Annotated in this window: 1 protein-coding gene; it reads right to left on the reverse strand. The window is 76.4% G+C overall.

All coding sequences use genetic code 11. The annotated features are described in order from the left end of the window. Positions 1 to 20: 20 nt before the first annotated feature. Complete coding sequence (locus TU30_RS09275; RefSeq protein WP_042166986.1) at positions 21 to 20,156, reverse strand: non-ribosomal peptide synthase/polyketide synthase; 20,136 nt, start codon at positions 20,154 to 20,156, stop codon at positions 21 to 23. Between the last annotated feature and the right edge of the window lie 11 nt (positions 20,157 to 20,167).

Here is a 20,167-nt window from a genome sequence, read left to right on the forward strand (position 1 = left end):
GCGGATCGCGGGGCGGGGGCTCACCGGCTGTTTTGGGCGTGGCGGGCGATGTGGCGCAGGGCCTCGGCGAAGTCGTCCGCGACACGTCGCACGGTGTCCGTGGGGTGGAGGGCGGGCCGGTGGTGCCAGGTGAAGGACAGCCGGCCGCCCTGCACCGCGCCGACGACCTCCAGCGGGTGGGAGCCGCTGTCGCGCGGGTCGTGGTGCCGGCCGAACGACCCGTGCTCGGCGCGCACCAGGCCGTCGCCGGGGCTCTCCGGGCGGGCGTCCCACTGGCCGAGGTAGTTGAAGACGACCTGTCCGTGCGCGGCCCGTCCGAGCCGCTCGCGTACCTCGGGCGGTCCGAAGGTGCGCAACGCGCCGAAGCCCAGGCCGTTGCCGGGCACGGCGCGCAGCTGGCGGCGCACCGACTTCACCAGGGTCCGCCAGTCCCGGGTGGGGCCGGGGCCGGCGGGTTCGGGCACCTGGAGGGCGATGGGGTGGACGGTGGTGAACCAGCCGACCGTGCGGGAGAGGTCCACGTCGTCGAGGACGTCCTCGCGGCCGTGTCCCTCCAGGTCCAGACGGACCTCCTCGCGGCCGGTCCAGCGGGCCAGGGCCAGGGCGAGGGCTGCGAGCAGCACGTCGTTGACGCGGGTGCGGTAGGCGGTCGGCGCGGCGCGCAGCAGTGCCTCGGTGTCCGCCTCGTCCAGTTCGACGGTGAGCGTGTCGACGAGGCCCGTCGGTGGCCCGGCCGGTGTCCCGGCCGGCAGCGACCCGGCGTCGACCGCCCGCTCCCAGTAGGGCAGTTCGTCGTCGAGGGCTCCGGCCGCGACGTGTGCGGCGAGGCCTCGGGCCCAGTCGCGGAAGGAGGTGGTGCGTTCGCCCGGCGTGACGGGCTCCCCCTGGGCGGCCTGCCGGTAGGCGGCTTCCAGGTCGTCGCGCAGGATGCGCCAGGACACGGCGTCCACCACGAGGTGGTGCGCGACCAGGAGGAGGAAGGCGGGCCGGCCGGCGTCCCCGGTGAACAGGGCCGCCCGCAGCAGCGGGCCGCGCGCCAGGTCGAAGCCGGTGTGCAGGTCGTCGGCGGCCTCCGCCATCGCCGCGTCGGCCTCGGCGGGAGTCAGCCCGCTCAGGTCGTGGCGGTCCAGGAGCCGGGTGCGGTCGGTGTCGGACGGCGGCGGGTTGAACTGACGCCAGCCGGCTTCGTCCTCGGTGAAGCGCATGCGCAAGGCGTCGTGGTGGTCGAGCAGGGCGTTCAGGGCCGTTTCCAGGGCGGCGGCGTCCAGGGGGGCGCCGAGTTCCAGCAGCAGCGACTGGTTGAAGTGGCCGTGGCGGGCGCGCGGGCTGCTGAGGAACCACTCCTGGATGGGGGTGAGCGGCACGTCTCCGCTCACCGGACCCTCCCCGGAGTGCTGGGGAGCGTCGGTGACGACGGTGGCCAGTTCGGCGACCGTCTGGTGGGTGAACAGGTCGCGGGTGGCCAGGTGCAGTCCGTCCCGCCGCAGCCGTGAGACGACCTGCATGCTGAGGATGGAGTCGCCGCCGAGGTGGAAGAAGTTGTCGTGCGCGCCGACGTCCGCCACGCCGAGGACGTCGGCCCAGATGCGGGCGATGCGGCGTTCGGTGTCGGTGCGCGGTGCCGTGCGCGGCCCGGCGGCGGTGTGCGCGGGGCCGGGTTCGGGCAGGGCGGCACGGTCGGTCTTGCCGTTCGGGGTGAGCGGCAGGCGTTCCAGCGGCACGAACGCCGACGGGACCATGTGCGGCGGGAGCAGCCCGGCGAGGTGGTCGCGCAGCTCGGGCACCGGCAGTTCCCCCGTGGCGCCCCCGGCGGGCACGACGTGCGCCACCAGCCGTCCGCCGGAGCGGCCGTCCGGGCCGCTGCCGCCGCCGCGGACGGTGACCACCGCGTCGCGCACCCGCGGGCTGCGGCGCAGCGCGCTCTCGATCTCCCCGGGTTCGATGCGGAAGCCGCGCAGTTTGACCTGGTCGTCGGCGCGTCCGGCGAAGCGCAGTTCGCCGGACGCGTCCCAGCGGGCCAGGTCGCCGGTGCGGTACATCCGCTCCCCCGGCGCGCCGAACGGGTCGGCGACGAAACGCGAGGCGGTCGGGCCGGGCCGGTTCAGATAGCCGCGGGCCAGTCCCGGTCCGGCCACGTACAGGTCGCCGGTGACGCCGGGCGGGACGGGGCGCAGGGCCGCGTCGAGGACGTGGACACGGGTGGCGCCCGCCGGGCGGCCGATCGGCGGTGCGCCCGTGCCGGGGGTGAGGGGGCCGGTCCAGGTGGCGACGACGGTGGCCTCGGTCGGACCGTAGGAGTTGATCATGCGTCGGCCGGGTGCCCACCGTTCGACGAGGTGGGCCGGGCACGCCTCGGCGCCGACGATGAGGGTGCGCAGGTGCGGCAGTGCGCCGGCGGCCCGGGGGTCGACCGTGGCCAGGGCGGCGGGCGGGATCAGCGTGTGGCTGACGCGCCGCTCGGCGAGGGCCTGGGCGAGCCGCTCGCCGACGAGGGGGCCTTCCTCCCCGGTGACGAGGGTGGCTCCGCCGAGCAGGGACACGCACAGCTCGAGCACGGAGGCGTCGAAGCTGGGCGAGGCGAACTGCAGGACCCGGTCGCCGGGGCCCGCGTCGTAGCGGTCGGCGGCGGCCGCGGCGAAGGCGGCCAGGCCGCGGTGCGTCACCGTCACGCCCTTGGGTGTGCCGGTGGAACCGGACGTGTGGATCACGTACGCCGGGTGGGCGACGGTCAGCGGGGCCGTGCGGTCGGCGTCCGTGGGCGCGGTGTCCGGCCCGTCCGCGTCCCGTACGGCGGCGGGGTCGTCCAGCACGAGCCAGGCGTCCGCGTCGCGCAGCATGAACTCCCGCCGCTGCTCGGGGTAGTCCGGGTCGACGGGCAGGAAGGCACCGCCGGCCTTGGCCACGGCGAGCTGGGCCACCACCGTCTCCGCGCCGCGGGGCAGGGCCAGCGCCACGACCCGTTCGGGTCCCACGCCCCGGGCGATGAGCCGGTGCGCCAGCCGGTTGGCGGCGCGCTCGACCTGCGCGTACGTCAGCTCGCGGCCGTCGGCGTCGGCCAGGGCCACGGCGTCGGGCGTGCGGGCCGCCTGCTGTTCGAACAGGTCCGGCAGCGTCGCCGCCGGTACCGGGCGGGCGGTGCCCCGTCCCTGGTCGAGGACGGCCTTGAGCGTCTCGTCGGTGGCGAGGGGCAGGGCGCCCACGGGCCGGTCGGGGTCGTCGGCGACGGCGGTCAGGAGCGTGCCGAGCTGGTCGGCCATCCGTTCGGCGGTGGCCGCGTCGAACAGGTCGGTGTTGTAGGTGAGCAGGCCGTGCAGTTCTCCGGCGGAGGTCTCGGCGAACTCCAGGGTGAGGTCGAACGCCGCGTGCCGCAGTTCCGTGTCGACGTCGGTGACCTCGATGCCGGGCAGGTCGAGGTCGGCGCCCGGGGCGTTCTGCAGCACCACCATGACCTGGAACAGGGGGGTGCGGCTGGTGTCGCGGACCGGCTGCACCTCGTCCACCACCCGCTCGAACGGCGCCTCCTGGTGGGCGAAGGCGTCCAGTACGGTGGCGCGCACCTCGGTGAGGAACTCGGGGAAGGGACGGTCGGGTTCGACGCGGGAGCGCAGGACGAGGGTGTTGACGAAGAACCCGACGAGGTTCTGGGTCTCGGCGCGGTCGCGGCCGGAGGTGACCGTGCCGACGGTGATGTCACGGCCGCCGGTCAGGCGGGCCAGGTAGGTCTGTGCGGCGGCGACCAGCGTGGTGAACAGGGTGGTCTGCCGGTCCCGGCCCACCTGGACGAGACGGCGGGCCGTGCCGCGCGGCAGGACGAGGGGCACGGTGGCGCCGTCGTGGGTGCGCACCGCCGGACGCGGCCGGTCGGTGGACAGGTCCAGCGTCTCCAGACCGGTCAGGTGCTCCTTCCAGTACGCGAGGTGTTCGTCCGTGCCGCTGCCGCGCTGCCAGTGGGCGTAGTCGGCGTACTGCACCGAAAGCGGCGGCAACTGCCCGGCTCCCCGACCCCGTGCGGCCCGGTAGAAGTGGGCGAGGTCGCCGGTGAGCACTCCGGTGGACCAGCCGTCGGTGACGATGTGGTGCAGGGTCAGCGTCAGGACGTGCTCGTCGTCCGAGAGCCTGATCAGCCCCGCGTGCAGCAGCGGACCGCGCCGCAGGTCGAACGTGCGGGCACGCTCGGCCTCCAGCAGCTCCTCCAGCCGGGCCGCGCGGTCGGTTTCCGCCGTCTGCGACAGGTCGTGCAGCGGCAGCGGCACGTCCGGTGCCGGGTGGACGATCTGCACGCCGTGGCCGTCCACCGTGTCGAAGGTGGTGCGCAGCGCCTCGTGCCGCTCGACCAGGGCGCGCAGGGCGGCGGTCAGGGCGGGCACGTCGAGCCGGCCGCGCAGGCGCAGGGCCGACGCGGTGACGTACTCGCCGCTGCCCGGCGCGAACTCCTCGAGGAACCAGAGGCGTTGCTGGGCGTACGACATCGGGGCGGGCGTGTCGCGGGGGACCGGGACGATCGCGGTGGGCGCGGCGTCGCCGGACGGCTCCTCGGTGAGCAGGGCGGCGAGGGCAGCGGGGGTGGGGTGGGTGAACACCGCCCGCGGTGACAGGTCGGTGCCGAACGCCTCGGACAGGCGGGCGGCCAGCCGGATACTGAGGATGGAGTCGCCGCCCAGCTGGAAGAAGTCGTCCTCCACGCCGGGCCGCCGCACGGCCAGGACCTCCGCGAAGACGTCGGCGGTGCGCCGCTCGGCGTCGGTGCGCGGCGCGGTCGGCGCGCCCCGCCGGTCGCCGCTCGCGGGCTCTGGCGCCGGGAGCGCCGCCCGGTCGACCTTTCCGTTGCCGCTGAGCGGCAGCGCGGGCAGGACGACGAACGCCGAGGGCACGAGGTGGTCGGGGAGCGAGCGCCGGGCGAACTCCCGGACGTCCGTGAGGTCTTCGGGGCCGACCAGGTAGGCCACCAGGCGCCGGCTGCCGGGCCGGTCCTCGCGGGCCAGCACCGCCACGTCCGCGACGCCGGGATGCGCCGCGAGGGCCGCCTCCACCTCGCCGGGCTCGACGCGGAAGCCGCGTATCTTCACCTGGTCGTCGGCGCGGCCCAGGAACTCGACAGTGCCGTCGGGGCGGCGGCGGGCCAGGTCGCCGGTGCGGTACATGCGGGTGCCGGGCGGGCCGGCGGGGTCGGCGAGGAAGCGGGCGGCGGTGTCGCCGGGACGGTTCAGGTAGCCGCGTGCCACGCCCTCGCCGGCGAGGTACAGCTCGCCGGCGCAGCCCGGCGGCACGGGCCGCAGACGGCCGTCGAGGACGTGGACCCGCATGTCGTCGAGCGGGTGGCCGACGGGCACGGTGTCGGGGACGGCCGTCGCGTCGGTGAGCGCGAAGGAGGTCGCGAACGTCGTCGCCTCGGTGGGTCCGTAGCCGTCCACGACGGTCAGGCCGGGGCAGGCGGACAGCACCCGGCGTACGGCCGCGGCGGGCACCACGTCGCCGCCGGTCCACACCTGGCGCAGGCCGGCGAAGCAGTCCGGCGCGTCCTGCGCCAGCAGCCGGAAGAGGCCGGCGGTCAGCCACAGCGCGCTCAGGCCCCCGTCGCGGACCAGGTTCCGCAGCAGCGCCGCGTCCACGGGCCGGGGCGGTGCCACGACCACGCAGCCGCCGTTCAGCAGGGGCGCCCACACCTCGAAGGTGGCGGCGTCGAAGGCCACCGGGGAGTGCAGCAGCACCCGGTCGCACACCCCGCCGGTGAAGCGGCTGTCGGTGGCGAGGGCGGCCACGTCGCGGTGGCGTACCGCGACCGCCTTGGGCTCGCCGGTCGACCCGGAGGTGAACATCACGTACGCCGGGCGGTCCGCGTCCGCGGGCACGGCGGCGGGCGCGCCCGCCGCGGGGGTGCGTACGGCGGCGACGTCCGCGGCGGTCAGCCGGGCCGTCGCGCCCGCCCGCCCGATCAGGGTGCGGCGCCGCTCCTCGGGGGCCCGGACGTCCACCGGCAGGTAGGCGCCGCCCGCCTTGAGGACGGCGAGCTGGGCCACGACGAGTTCGGGGCAGCGGTCCATCAGCAGCGCCACCCGGTCCTCGGCCCGCAGGCCGCCGGCGAGGAGCCGGGACGCCACGGCGTCGGACCAGTCGTCGAGGCGGCGGTACGTCAGCTCCGTGCCGGCGTCGCGCAGGGCGGGCGCGTCGGGGGTGCGGCGGGCCTGCTCGGCGAACAGCTCGACGGGGCTGCGCGGTGCCGCCTGCCGGGTGGTGGCGTCCCACCGCTGGAGCAGGGCGCGGTCGTCCTCGGTCAGCGGCTCGAGGCCGGCGACGTCCGCGTCGTCCCCGACGGCGTCGGCGAGGGCGGTCAGGACGACCGCGAGCCTGGCCGCGAGGCGTTCGGCCGTGTCCGCGTCGAACAGGTCGGCGTCGTAGGCGAGGTCGATGCCGAGCCGGTCGCCGAGGTGGGCGCGCAGGCACAGCGGGAAGGTCGGCGCGTCGTCGGCCCGCACCTCCTCGACGCGCACGCCCGTGCGGGCCGTGGCGGACGCGTCGACGGGGTAGTTCTCGAACACCACCATGCTGTCGAACAGCGCCTCGCCGGCCGGGACCTCGCTCAGCGCCTGGATGCGGGGCAGCGCAAGGAAGTCGAAGCGGCGGGCGTCGCTCTGCCGCTCCTGCACGTCCCGCAGCCAGGAGGCCGCTCCCCCGCCCGTGACGCGGATCCGGGTGGGCACGGTGTTGATGAACATGCCGGTCATCGCCTCCACGCCGGGCAGTTCGGCCGGACGCCCGGAGACGGTCGTGCCGAACACGACGTCGTCGCATCCGCCGTGGCGGGCCAGCAGCAGCGTCCAGGCGCCCTCGATCACGGTGTTCACCGTCAGCCCGGCCCGTGCCGCCGCCTCCCGCAGCCGCGCCGAGACCCGCTCGTCCAGCTGCCGGTGTGCCGTGGCGGCGGCGCGGGCGCGGTGTGCCTCGGCCGGTGTGCGGTCGTACGGCAGCGGGGTGCGGGCCGGGAAGCCGGCGAGGGTGCCGGCCCAGTACGCCTCGGCCGCGCCCTCGTCCTGGTCGTGCAGCCAGCGCAGGAAGTCGGAGAACGGGCGCCTGACCGGCGCGGGGGCTTCGCGGCCGCCGGTGAGCGCGGCGTAGCGCTCGCACACCTCGGTGAGCAGCTGCCCGGTGCTCCAGCCGTCCAGGATCAGGTGGTGGGAGGACCACAGCAGCAGGATCTCGTCGCCGGGCAGCGCGGCCAGGGTGATGCGGGTGAGGGGCGCGGTGGTGAGATCCATGCCCGCCGCACGGTCGGCGGCCAGCAGTTCCCCGGTCTCCCTCCCGCGCTGCCCGGGCGTCAGGTGCCGCCGGTCCAGGTGGGTGACGGGCAGCTCCACGCGGTGGTGGACGACCTGGACCGGGTGCGGCAGGCCCTGCCAGTGGACGCTGGTGCGCAGGGCCTCGGTGCGGTCGGCCACCTGCTGCCAGGCCGCGGCGAAGGCGTGCGGGTCGGCCACCCCGGACAGCCGGACGGCCGTCCGGTCGAAGTAGGCGCCCGCCGTGTCGACCAGACCGTGGAAGAGCATGCCGGCCTGCAGGGGTGTCAGCGGCAGGACGTCGGCCACGTGCCGGCCGTCGCCCACCAGGCGGTCCAGCTCCCTCTGGTCGAGCCCGGCGAGCGGGAAGTCCGACGGGGTGCGGCCGCCCGCGTCCGGGCGGGCGCAGTGGGCCGCGATGTCGCGCAGCGCCGCGCACATCCCCTCGGCGAGTTCGCGGACGGTGGACTCGTCGTAGACGGCCGGCGGATAGGTCCAGCCGAGTTCCAGACGGCCGCCCTGGACCACGCCGGTGACGTCCAGCAGGTAGGGGCGGGGTTCGTCGGGGTCGGTGTCGGAGCCGGCCGGGGGCAGGGCGGCTCCGTAGAGGCCGCTCCGGCTCCCGTCGGCGTCCCACCGGCCGTGGTAGTTGAAGCCGACCCGCGGTGCCGGGGCGGCGGCCAGCGGGCTGTCGGGCAGCAGGTGGCGCAGCGCGCCGTGGCTCAGGCCGTGCAGCGGCACCGCGCGCAGCTGCTCCTTGACCGAGCGCAGGGTGTCGTGCCAGCCGGCGTCGGGGTCGACGCTCAGCGCGAGGGGGAACTCGGCGGTGAACCAGCCGACCGTCCGGGAGAGGTCCACGTCGTCGAAGAGGTCCTCGCGGCCGTGGCCCTCCACGCCGACCAGCACGGTGTCGCGCCCGCACCAGCGGGCCAGGGTGCGGCCGAGGGCGCTGAGCAGGACGTCGTTGACCTGGGTGCGGTAGACCTCCGGGACCCGGCGCAGCAGGGCCTCGGTCGTCTCCGGCTCGAGCTCCACGGTGACCGTGGCGGCGGTGCCGTGGGTGTGCGGGCCGGGCCGGCCCGCGGGCAGGCCGGCGGGGGCCGCCGCGGTGCGCTCCCAGTGGGCGAGGTCGCCGTCCAGGGCGCCGGACCGGGTGTGCGCCTCCAGTCGGGCCGCCCAGTGGCCGAACGGGGTTCCGGCCGGGGGCAGCTCGACGGGGCGTCCGTCCGCGACGCAGCGGTGGGCGGTCTCCAGATCGGCCAGCAGGATCCGCCAGGAGACGCCGTCGACGGCCAGGTGGTGGACGATGACGAGGAGTTGCGCGGGCAGGTCCGGGCCGCGGTCGAGGAGCAGGACGCGCACCATCCGGCCCTCGGCCGGGTCGAGGGACGCCCGGGCCGCGTCCGCCGCGCGCCGCACCTCGGCCTCCAGCGCGGGGCCGTCCAGGCCGGTCACGTCGTGGTGGGTGAGGATGCCGTCCGGGACGTCCGGCAGGACCTCCTGGCGCCGGCCGTCGTCGGTGCGGCGGAAGCGGGTGCGCAGGGCCGGGTGGTGGCCCACGAGGGCGTCCACGGCGGGACGCAGGGCGGACATGCCGGTGCCGGGGGCCAGTTCGATCCGCTGCGACATGGTGAAGCGCAGCGGGTCTCCGGGGCGGCGGCCGTCGAGGTACCAGCGCTGGATCGGGGTGAGCGGTGCGTCGGCGGGCACGGCCGCGTCCGCCGCGGCGGGGGCCGCCTCGGTGACGCGCAGGGCGAGTTCGGCGACGGTCTGGTGGCGGAAGACGTCCTTGGTGGTCAGCGCCAGTCCGGCCCGGCGGGCCCGGGAGACGATCTGGATGCTGAGGATGGAGTCGCCGCCGAGCGCGAAGAAGTTGTCCCGCGCGCCCACCCGTTCGACCCGCAGGACGTCCGCCCAGATCGCGGCCAGCGTCTCCTCGGTGCCGGGGCGCGGTGCCACGTAGGTCGTGGCGGGGTCGGGCTGCGCGGGCGGGGCGGGCAGGGCGCGCCGGTCGGTCTTGCCGCTGCTGGTGCGCGGGATCCGCGCCAGCGGGACGAACGCCGCCGGCACCATGTGGTCCGGCAGGGTGCGCCGGAGCGCGAGGCGCAGTTCGTCGGCGGTCGGGGCGGTGTCCCCGGCGGGCACCAGGTGGGCCACGAGCATGAGCCGGCCCGCGTGCTCACGTGCCGTCACCACGGCCTCGGACACGTCCGGGTGGGCGAGCAGCGCGGCCTCGACCTCGCCGGGTTCGACACGGAACCCGCGGATCTTGATCTGCTCGTCGGCGCGGCCCAGGAACTCCAGCAGCCCTCGCTCGTTCCAGCGGGCGCGGTCGCCGGTGCGGTACATCCGCTCCCCCGGCGCGCCGAACGGGTCGGCGACAAAACGCGACGCGGTCGGGCCGGGGCGGCCCAGGTAGCCGCGGGCCACCTGTGCGCCGGCGAGGTACAGCTCGCCGGGCACGCCGGGCGGCACCGGGCGCAGGGCGCCGTCGAGGACGTGGGCGCGCAGGTTGCGGCCGGGGCGCCCGATGACCGGCCGGTCCGGGTGGTCGGTGACACGCCCGTAGGTGGCGTCGACGGTGCACTCGGTGGGTCCGTACATGTTGTACGCGGTGACGCCGAGGCCGGCGGCGGCATCCAGTTCCCGCCAGGTGTCGGGGCCCGTCGCCTCGCCGCCGACCAGCAGGACGCGCGGGTGGTGGCGGCCGGGTGCGAGGAGTCCGGCGGCGGTGAGTTCGCGCAGGAAGGACGGGGTGACGTTCACCAGGTCCAGGCCGCGTGCGGCGACCTGTGCGCAGAACGCGTCCGGATCCAGTCGCACGTCCTCGTCGACGAGGTGGACCTCCTGCCCGAGGGCGAGCAGCAGCGGCCCCTCCCAGGAGGTGTCGAAGGAGAACGAGGCGCTCAGCGCGGCGCGCAGCCGCCGCCCGTCCGCGGTGTGCGGTGCGACGAGCCCTTCGCGGTGGTCGTGGCAGAGGTTGACCAGGTGGCGGTGTTCGACGACGACGCCCTTGGGGCGGCCGGTGGAACCGGAGGTGTAGACGATGTAGGCGGCGTGGTCCGGGCGCAGCGGGGCCGGTCGGTCGCGGTCGGTGGGGTCGTGGGCGGGCAGCCGGTCCCACGGCACCTCGCGCAGGGCGTCCTCGGTGAGCACGGTGTGCGGGGCGGCGTCCGCGAGGAGGTGGGTGACGCGTCCGGCGGGCAGATCGGGGTCGAGGCAGAGCAGGGTGCCGCCCGCCTTGGCGACGGCGAGCACCGCAGCCACCAGGCCGGAGGTGCGCGGCAGTCGTACGGCGACCACCCGCTCGGGGGCGACGCCCCGGGCGAGGAGGTGGTGGGCGAGCCGGTTGGCGCGCTCGTTGAGGGCGGCGAAGTCGAGCGTGGCGTCCCGTGCCACCAGGGCGGTGTCGTGCGGGGTGCGGGCGGCCTGTGCCTCGAACAGGGCGGGGAAGGTGGTGTCGGGGACCGCGAGCCGCGGCCCCTGCCAGTCGTGGAGCACGTGGCGCCGCTCGGCGGGGGTCATCAGCTCCAGCGCCCGCACGTCCCGGCCGGGGTCCTGCGCGGCGGCCTCCAGGAGCAGCCGCAGGCGGGCGGCCAGGCGCCGGACGGTGTCCTCGTCGAACAGGGCGGTGTCGTACTCCAGGTGGCCGGTGACGCCGCCGTCGCCCTCCACGAAGTCGAAGGCCAGGTCGAACGTGGCGTGCCGGACCGGCGGGGTGAGCGGCTCGACGTCCAGGTCCAGGAGCGCGGGGGCCTCGGCGCCCAGGTTGTGCAGGGCGACCATGACCTGGAACAGGGGGGTGCGGCTGGTGTCCCGCTCGGGCCGGAGGGCGTCCACCAGCCGCTCGAAGGGCACGTCCTGGTGGGCGAACGCCTCAAGGACGGTGTCGCGCACCTGCTCCAGCAGCGCGCGGAACGACGTGCCGGGGCGCACCCGGTTGCGCAGCACCAGCGTGTTCACGAACATGCCGACCACGTCGTGCAGTTCGGGGCGCTCACGGCCCGCGGTGACGGTGCCGACGGCGAAGTCGTCCTGGTCGGCCCAGCGGGACAGCAGGGCCGTGCAGGCGGTCAGCAGCGTCATGTACAGGGTGGCGTCGGACTCCCGGCCCCGCTCGCGCAGCCGGTCGGTCAGTCCGGCGGGCAGGGTGAAGGTCACCAGCGCGCCGTCCCGGGTCCGTACGGCGGGACGCGGCCGGTCGGTCGGCGGCTCCAGCGGAGGTACTCCGTCCAGCACCTGCCGCCAGTGGGCGAGTCGACGCTCGACGCGGTCGGTGCGGGCACGCTGCCAGGCGGCGTGGTCGGCGTAGCGGACGGGCAGTGCGGGCAGTTCGGGGCGGCGGCCCTCGTGTGCCGCCGCGTACAGCTCGCCCAGGTCCCGGCCGAGGACGCCGAGCGACCAGCCGTCGGTGACGATGTGGTGGACGGCCAGTACGAGGACGTGCTCGCCGTCGGCCGGGCGGGCCAGCCGGGCGCGCAGGAGCGGCCCGGCCGCCAGGTCGAAGGGCGTGGCGGCCTCGCGCTCCAGCAGCGCGTCCAGCGCCGCCCGCGCGTCCGGGGCCGTGGTGAGGTCGTCCACGGGCAGGTCGACCCGGTGCGGCGGGTGCACCAGCTGCCGGGCCTGTCCGCCCTGTTCGACGAACGTGGTGCGCAGCGCCTCGTGCCGGGCGACCAGGCCGTCCAGCGCGGTGCGCAGGGCGCTCACGTCGAGGGGTCCGCGCAGGCGGAGCACGGAGAGCGTCGTGTACTCGGTGCTGCCGGGCTCGAACCGGTCGAGGAACCACAGGCGTTGCTGGGCGTACGACAGGGGCGCCGGGGTCTGCGGGGCGGTCGCCGGTATCGCGTCGGCCTGCGGGGCGGGCGCGCCGTCGGCCGGTTCGCCGAGCCCGGCGGCCAGGACGGCCACCGTGGGACGGGTGAACAGCAGTCTCGGGGAGACGTCGGGACCGAACGCGGCGCGCAGCCGGGCGGTGACGCGGACGGCGAGGATGGAGTCGCCGCCGAGCGCGAAGAAGTCGTCGCCGGCGTGCACCTCCCCGACTCCCAGCACGTCGGCCCAGGCGGCGGCGACCAGTCGCTCGGCGGGGGTGCGCGGTGGTGTCCGGTCGGTGCCGGCGGCGTAGCCGTCCGGTCCCGGTGCGGGAAGTGCGCGCCGGTCGAGCTTGCCGTTGACGGTGAGCGGCAGGGCGTCCACCGGCACGTGGGCGGCGGGCACCATGTGGGCGGGCAGCAGGCGCTCCAGGTGGGCGCGCAGCACGGCCGCCGAGGGGGCCGGGCCGCCGGAGCCGACGACGTGCGCCACGAGCCGGCGGGTTCCGGAGGCGTCCTCGAACACGCCGACCGCGGCCTCGGCGACGCCGGGGTGGGTGTGCAGGGCCGCCTCGATCTCGCCGGGCTCGATGCGGTAGCCGCGGATCTTCACCTGGGCGTCCGCGCGGCCCAGGTACTCCAGGGTGCCGTCGGCCCGCCACTTCGCCCGGTCGCCCGTGCGGTACATCCGCTCCCCCGACATGCCGAAGGGGTCGGCGAGGAAGCGCGTGGCGGTGAGGCCGGGGCGGCCCAGGTAGCCGCGGGCCAGGCCCTCGCCCGCCACGTACAGCTCGCCGGTCGCGCCGGGCGGCACGGGCGCCAGGTCCGCGTCGAGCACGTACACCCGCAGGTCGTCGATGGCCGTGCCGATGGGACTGGCGGGGCCGTCGGGGGCGGTGGCGGGGTCGAGCGGGGCGTGGGTGACGTGCACGGTGGTCTCGGTGATGCCGTACATGTTGACCAGCCGCGGGGCGGAGGCCGGGTGGCGCGTCCACCAGTCGGCGAGCCGGCCGACGTCCAGGGCCTCTCCGCCGAAGACCACCGTGCGCAGCGCGAGGCGGGCGCCGGTCTCCGGGTGTTCGGCGTCCGCGCGGATCAGCGGGTAGAACGCGGACGGCGTCTGGCTGAGGACGGTGACCCGCTCGTCCGCCAGCAGGCGCAGGAAGTCCTCCGGGGAGCGGGCCGTCTCGTCGGGCACGACGACGAGACGGCCGCCGTGCAGCAGCGGGCCCCACATCTCCCACACCGAGAAGTCGAACGCGTAGGAGTGGAACATCGTCCACACGTCGTCCGCGCCGAAGCCGAACCGGTCACGGGTGCGGGTGAACAGCCGCACCACGTTGGCGTGCGGGATCACCACGCCCTTGGGGCGGCCGGTGGAGCCGGAGGTGTGGATGGCGTAGGCGGGGCTCTCCGGCAGCGGCCGGCGGGCGGGGGCGGGTCCGGTGGCCGGGCGGCGGGCGAGGTCGGCCTCGACCCGCGGGTCGTCGAGGAGCAGCAGGGGTACGTCGGTGCCGTCGACCCGGGCCACCGTGCCGGTCGTGGTCACCAGGGTCACCGGGTCGGCGTCGGCGAGGAGGTGGCCGATGCGGTCGGCGGGCGAGGCCGGGTCGATCGGCAGGTAGGCCGCGCCGGTCTTCAGCACGGCGAGGACCGCGACGACCTGGTCGCAGGAGCGGGGCAGGGCGAGGGCGACGAACTTCTCGGGCGCGGCGCCGAGCCCGGCGAGCCGGTGGGCGAGCCGGCCGGCGCGGGCGTCGAGCGTCGCGTAGTCCAGACGCTCGGTGCCGCAGGTGACGGCGGTGGCGCCGGGTGTGCGGGCGGCCTGTATCTCGAACAGGTCCACCAGGGTCTGGCCGGGGCGGCCCCGTTCGGTGCCGTTCCAGTCGGTGAGCATCCGCCGCCGTTCCCCGGCCGTCGGCCGGGCCAGGTCGCGCAGCGGCCGGTCGGGACCGTCGGCCAGCTCGGTGAGCAGCAGGCACAGCCGGCCGGCGAGCGAACGGACGGTCGCCGCGTCGAACAGGGCGGGGTCGTAGGCGAGGTCGAAGCCGAGGCGTTCGCCGTGGTGGGCGCGCAGCACGAGCGGGTAGTTGGTGGCGTCGCGGGAGGTCACCTGGGCCAGCCGCACCCCGGAGCCGGCCGTGCGGGCCTCGTCGAAGGGGTAGTTCTCGAAGGCGACCATGCTGTGGAAGAGCGGGCTGCCGGACGGCACGTCGCTGAGCCGGGTCAGCTCGGCCAGCGACACGGCCGCGAACCGCCTCGACTCGGCCTGGGCGTCCTGCAGGTCCCGCAGCCACGCGCCGGCCGTGCGTCCGGGGTCGACGCGTATTCGGGTGGGCACGGTGTTGATGAACATGCCCACCATCGACTCGACGCCGGGCAGGTCGTCGGGCCGGCCGGAGACGGTGGTGCCGAACACCACGTCGTCCTCGGCGCCGTACCGGGCCAGCAGCAGCGCCCAGGCGCCCTGCACGACCGTGTTGAGGGTGAGTCCCGCGTCGCGTGCGGTGCGTGCCAGCCGGGCCGACGCCTCGTCGTCCAGGCCGGCCGCATGGACGTCGGCGGAGCGGGCCGAGTGGGCCTCGCGCAGGGGGCGGTCGGCGGGCAGCGGGGTGGGGTCGGTGAAGCCGGCGAGGACGCCCCGCCAGTACGCGCGGGCGGCGCCCGGGTCCTGCTCGGCGAGCCGGCGTACGTAGTCGCCGAAGGGACGCCGTACCGGCGGCCGGGACTCGGCGCCGGCGGTGAGTGCCGCGTACTCCTCGCACACCTCGGTCAGCACCTGGGCCAGGCTCCAGCCGTCCAGGATCAGGTGGTGGGAGGTCCACAGCAGGTGCAGCCGCGCGTCGGGCAGCCGGACCAGGGTCAGCCGCATCAGCGGCGCGGCGGCGAGGTCGACGCCGCGGGCCAGGTCGTCGGCCCGCAGCCGGGCGAGGCGCTCGGCGTGCCCGGCCTCGTCCAGGTCCCGCCAGTCGAGGTGGGTCACCGGCACCCGCACGTCCCGGCGCACGACCTGGAGCGGCACCGGGACGTCCTCCCAGACGACGCAGGTGCGCAGGGCGGGGGTGCGCTCGGTGACGCGCTGCCAGGCCGCGGCGAGGGCGTGCGGGTCGGCGACGCCCTCCAGCAGGAGTGCCGCCTGGTCGACGTAGACGTCGTCGGGGCCGCCGACCAGTCGGTGGAAGAGCATGCCCTCCTGGAGCGGGGTCAGCGGCAGGACGTCCTCCACGTCCCGCCCGTCGCCGACCAGCCGGTCCAGGCGGTCCTGGCCGAGGCGGGCCAGCGGGAAGTCGGACGGGGTGCGGCCGCCCGCGCCGGGGCCGGCGCAGTGCTCGGTGATCGCGGCGAGCGCGCGGGTCATGCCGTCGGCGAGGGTGCGGACGGTGTCCTCGTCGTGCACCTGGTCGCTGTAGTGCCAGGTGATCTCCAGTTCGCCGCCGGCGACCACGGCGGAGACGTCCAGCAGGTGGGCCGGCGGCTGGTCGGCGGCGACGTCACGGCCGGGCACCTCGTCCGCCGGGGCGAAGTCCCGTCCGTCGCCGGCCTCCCACTGGCCGTGGTAGTTGAAGCAGACCTGCGGCAGCGGCAGGTCCCGCAGGGCGCGGGCGGCCGGGTCGGGCGAGCCGAGGCGGGCCAGGGCCTCGTGGCCGAGGCCGTTGCGGGGGACGGCCCGCAGGCGCTCCTTGACCGTCTTGAGGGTCGTGCCCCAGTCGGGGGCGCCGGCCGGTCCGGCGGGGGCGAGGGTGACGGGGTACTGGGTGGTGAACCAGCCCACCGTGCGCGACAGGTCCAGCGTGTCGTCCTCGCGGCCGTGGCCCTCCAGGGTGACGGTCACCCGCTCGGTGCCCGTCCAGTCGGCGAGGACCCGGCTCAGCGCGCTGAGCAGCACGTCGTTGACCTGGGTGCGGTAGACCGCGGGCACCTGGCGCAGGAGCGCCCCGGTGGTGGCGCGGTCCACGCGGGTGCGCAGGGTGCGGACCGAGCCGGCGAGCGGGGTGCCGGGGCGGTCCACGGGCAGCGGGGTACGGGGTTCGGCGGCCTCGGCCGTCCAGTGCGGCAGGTCGGCGTCGAGGTCGCCGGCGCGTACGCGGCGGGCCAGGTGTGCGGCCCAGTCGGCGAACGGCGTGGGGACGGGCTCGAGTCGGACCGGGTCGCCCTGGGCCGCCTGCCGGTAGGCCTGTGCGAGGTCGGCGAGCAGGACGCGCCAGGAGACGCTGTCCACCGCCAGGTGGTGGGCGGTGACGAAGAGCTGGGGGCGTTCGCCGGGAGGGGGCAGCAGCAGGGCGGCGCGCAGCAGGGCGCCGGTGGCCGGGTCGAGGGCGGCGCGGGCGGACTCGGCGGCCTCCTCGCGGGCAGCCGTCGCGTCGTCGGCGCGGGCGAGGTCGTGGCGGGTGAGCAGGCCGGCGGCCGGGCCGTCGCCGGGGTGCTGTTCCCAGGTGTCCGCCGCGCGGACGAAGCGGGTGCGCAGCGCGGGGTGGTGGGCGGCCAGTGCCTCCAGGGCGCGCTCCAGGGCCGGTTCGTCCAGGTCGTGCGGCAGGTCCAGCAGCATCGACATGCTGAAGTGCCGCAGCGGGCCGTGCGTGGCGAAGAACCACTCCTGGACCGGCGTCAGCGGCGCCGGGCCCTCCTCGCGCGGTGGCCGGGGGGCGGACGCGGCGGTGGTGCGCGGGGACGCGGCGGCGGCGAGGTCGGCGACGGTCTGGTGGCGGAAGACGTCCCGCGAGGTGAGGTCGAGGCCCGCCGCCCGGGCGCGGGAGACGGCCTGGATGCTGAGGATGGAGTCGCCGCCCAGCTCGAAGAAGTTGTCCGTCACACCGACCCGGCGCGCGCCCAGCACCTCGGCCCAGATGCGGGCGAGGGTCTCCTCCTCGGGGGTGCGCGGGGCGACGAACTCCTTGTCGCGCCCTCCGCCGTCGAGGTCGGGGGCGGGCAGGGCACGCCGGTCGACCTTGCCGCTGACGGTCATCGGCAGGCCGTCGAGCACGGTGAAGGAGGACGGCACCATGTGGTCGGGCAGCACGCGCCGGCAGGCCGCCCGCACGTCGGCCACGACGAGCCGCGCGTCGCGGCCGGCGGGGGCCGGTGTCCCGGCAGGCGACACCGGCCCGTCGAGGAGCGGCGGCCGGTGCGTGTTCCCGGTGGGCCGGCCGGAGGTCCTCGTGCCGGATGTACGCGTGCGGGACGGGTCCGGGCCTTCGGCCGGTGCGTCGAGGGGGGCCTCTTCCTGCCCGGGCGGAGCCGAGAGTCCGGGGGCGTGTGCCGGGCGTCGCGACGGGGCGGACGCCGCCTGCCGGGGCACCAGGTAGGCGGCGAGCCGGGTGTGGCCGTGCGGGTCGGTGACGGCGACGACCGCGGCGGCGGCGACCTCGGGCAGGTCGGTCAGGGCCGCCTCGACCTCGCCGGGCTCGATGCGGTGGCCGCGCACCTTGACCTGGTCGTCGGCGCGCCCCAGGTGGTCCAGGCGTCCGTCGGCGGTCCGGCGGGCCAGGTCGCCGGTGCGGTACATGCGGGTGCCGGGCGGTCCGAACGGGTCGGGCAGGAACCGTGCGGCGGTGAGCCCCGGCCGGCCCGCGTAGCCGCGCGCCAGTTGCACGCCGGACAGGTACAGCTCGCCGCCGACTCCGGGCGGCACGGGCCGGAGCCGGTCGTCGAGGACGTGGGCGCGCACGTTGGCGAGCGGCCTGCCGACGCTCGGACGGCCGTCGCCCTCGATGCGGCAGGCCAGGGCGTCGACCGTGCACTCGGTGGGCCCGTAGAAGTTGTACGCGGCCACGTCCCGCCGCGCGGCCAGCTCCCGCCACAGGCCGGGCCCGACCGGCTCGCCGCCGAGCATCAGCACCCGGGGGTGGTGGCGCGGGTCGGTGAGCAGTCCGGCGGGCAGCAGCTGGCGCAGGTAGGTGGGGGTCAGGTCCAGGAAGTCGATGCGGTGCTCGACGACGTACTCGACCAGCGCGGCGGCGTCCAGCCGGGTCGTCTCGTCGACCAGGTGCAGCGGGTGGCCGTCGGCCATCAGCAGCACGCCCTCCAGTGAGGTGTCGAAGGAGAACGACGCCGTCAGCGCCACCCGCAGCGGCCCGCCGCCCGCCTCGGCGACGAAGCCCTCGCGGTGGCCCGCCAGCAGGTTCGCCGCGGACCGGTGCGCCACGGCCACGCCCTTGGGGCGGCCGGTGGAGCCGGAGGTGTAGAGGACGTAGGCGGTGGTGTCCGGGTCCGGCGGCGCGAGCGGGCCCGCGTCGGCGGGTCCGGCGCCGGGCAGGTCCCGCAGCGCGGCCTCGTCCAGGACGAGGGCCGGCCGGGCGTCGTCGAGCAGGAACCGTACCCGCTCCTCGGGCAGTGCGGGGTCCAGCGGCAGATAGCCGGCGCCGGCCTTCCAGACGGCGAGGATCGCCACGATCATGTCGGCGGTGCGGGGCAGCCCGAGGGCGACCAGGCGCTCGGGGCCCGCACCGCGCGCGACCAGGTGGCGGGCGAGGCGGTCGGCGCGGGCGTCGAGCGTCGCGTAGTCCAGGCGTACGTCCCCGGCGACCAGGGCGGTGGCGTGCGGGGTGCGGGCGGCCTGCCGCGCGAACAGCTCGGGCAGGGTGTCCTCGGGGACGGGCAGGGCGGTCGCGTTCCAGTCCCGGGTGACCTGCTCCAGCTGCTGCGGCGAGAGCAGCGGCAGGGTGCCCAGCGGCCGGTCCGGCTGCGCGGCGGCGGCGTCCAGCAGGCGCAGCAGCTGGCCGGCCATGCGGGTGGCCGTGTCCGCGTCGAACAGGTCGGTGCGGTACTCCAGCAGACCGGTGAGACCGTCTCCGTCCGGGAGGAACTCCACGCTCAGGTCGAAGGTGGCGGCCCGTCGGGGCACGGCGACCGGGGCGGTGGCCAGGCCGTGCGGATCGGGGGCGGCGGGCGGCGCCGGGTGCAGCAGGACCATCACGTCGAACAGGGGGTTGCGGCCCGCCTCACGGGTCGCGCCGACGGCCTCCACGAGCCGCTCGAACGGCGTGTCGCCGTGCGCGAAGGCGTGGTTGACCGTGTCGGCCGCGGCCGTGAGCAGGTCGCGGAAGGATCCGGCGGTCTCGACGCGGGTACGCAGCACCACGGTGTTGACGAAGAAACCGACGGCCCGTTCGAGGTCGGTGCGGCCGCGCCCCGGGGTCAGTGAGCCGACGGTGATGTCGTCCTGTCCCGACCAGCGGGCCAGCAGAGCCTGGCAGGCGGCGGTCAGGGCGGTGAACAGGGTGGTGTGCCGCTCGGCCGCGAGCTGCTTCAGCCGGGCGGTGGTGGCGGCGGGGACGGTGAAGGTGTGCACCGCGCCCGCGCCGGACTCCTCGCCGCGGCGCGGGCGGTCCAGCGGCAGCTCGGGCGCCACCGCGCCCGCCAGCCGCTCCTTCCAGTGCGCCAGTTCGCGTTCCAGGCGGGGGCCGGAGAGCTGCTCGCGCTGCCAGACGGCGAAGTCCGGGTACTGTGCGGCCACCGGCTCCAGCACGGGCTCCGCGCCCTGGGCGAGGGCGTCGTAGGCCGTGCACAGCTCCTCCAGGAGCACCCCCATCGACCAGCCGTCGGTGACGATGTGGTGGGCCGTCAGCAGCAGTACGTGCGCGTCGGGCGACTCGCGCAGCAGCAGGGCCCGCAGCAGCGGCCCGGTGCGCAGGTCGAAGGGGCGCTCGTACTCGGCCAGCAGGGCCGCTTCCAGAGCCTTTCCGTCCCCGGGAGCGGTGAGGTCCCGGACCGGCAGCGGGAGCGGGCCGGCCGGCCGCACGGTCTGCGCGGGTCTGCCGTCGGTCTCGTCGAACGTGGTGCGCAGCGCCTCGTGCCGGCCCACCACCAGCTCCAGCGCGGCGGTCAGGGCGGTGTGGTCCGGCGCTCCGGTGAGCCGGAGCGCGACCGCACTGTTGTAGCGGGGGTCGCCGGGCCGCAGCCGGTCCAGGAACCACAGCCGCTGCTGGGCGAAGGACAGCGGCAGCGGCCGGGTGCGGTCCGCGCGCGGGAGGGCCCGGCGGGCGGTGGAGGCGGCCCGGCCGGCCAGCCGGCGGCGGAGCTCTTCCTGGAGGTCCTGCGGCAGGGCCTCGGCGCGGTTTCGCTTCGAAGACGTCATGGGGTTCCGGT

It is taken from the genome of Streptomyces sp. NBRC 110035, assembly GCF_000829695.1.
Taxonomy (GTDB): Bacteria; Actinomycetota; Actinomycetes; order Streptomycetales; family Streptomycetaceae; genus Streptomyces.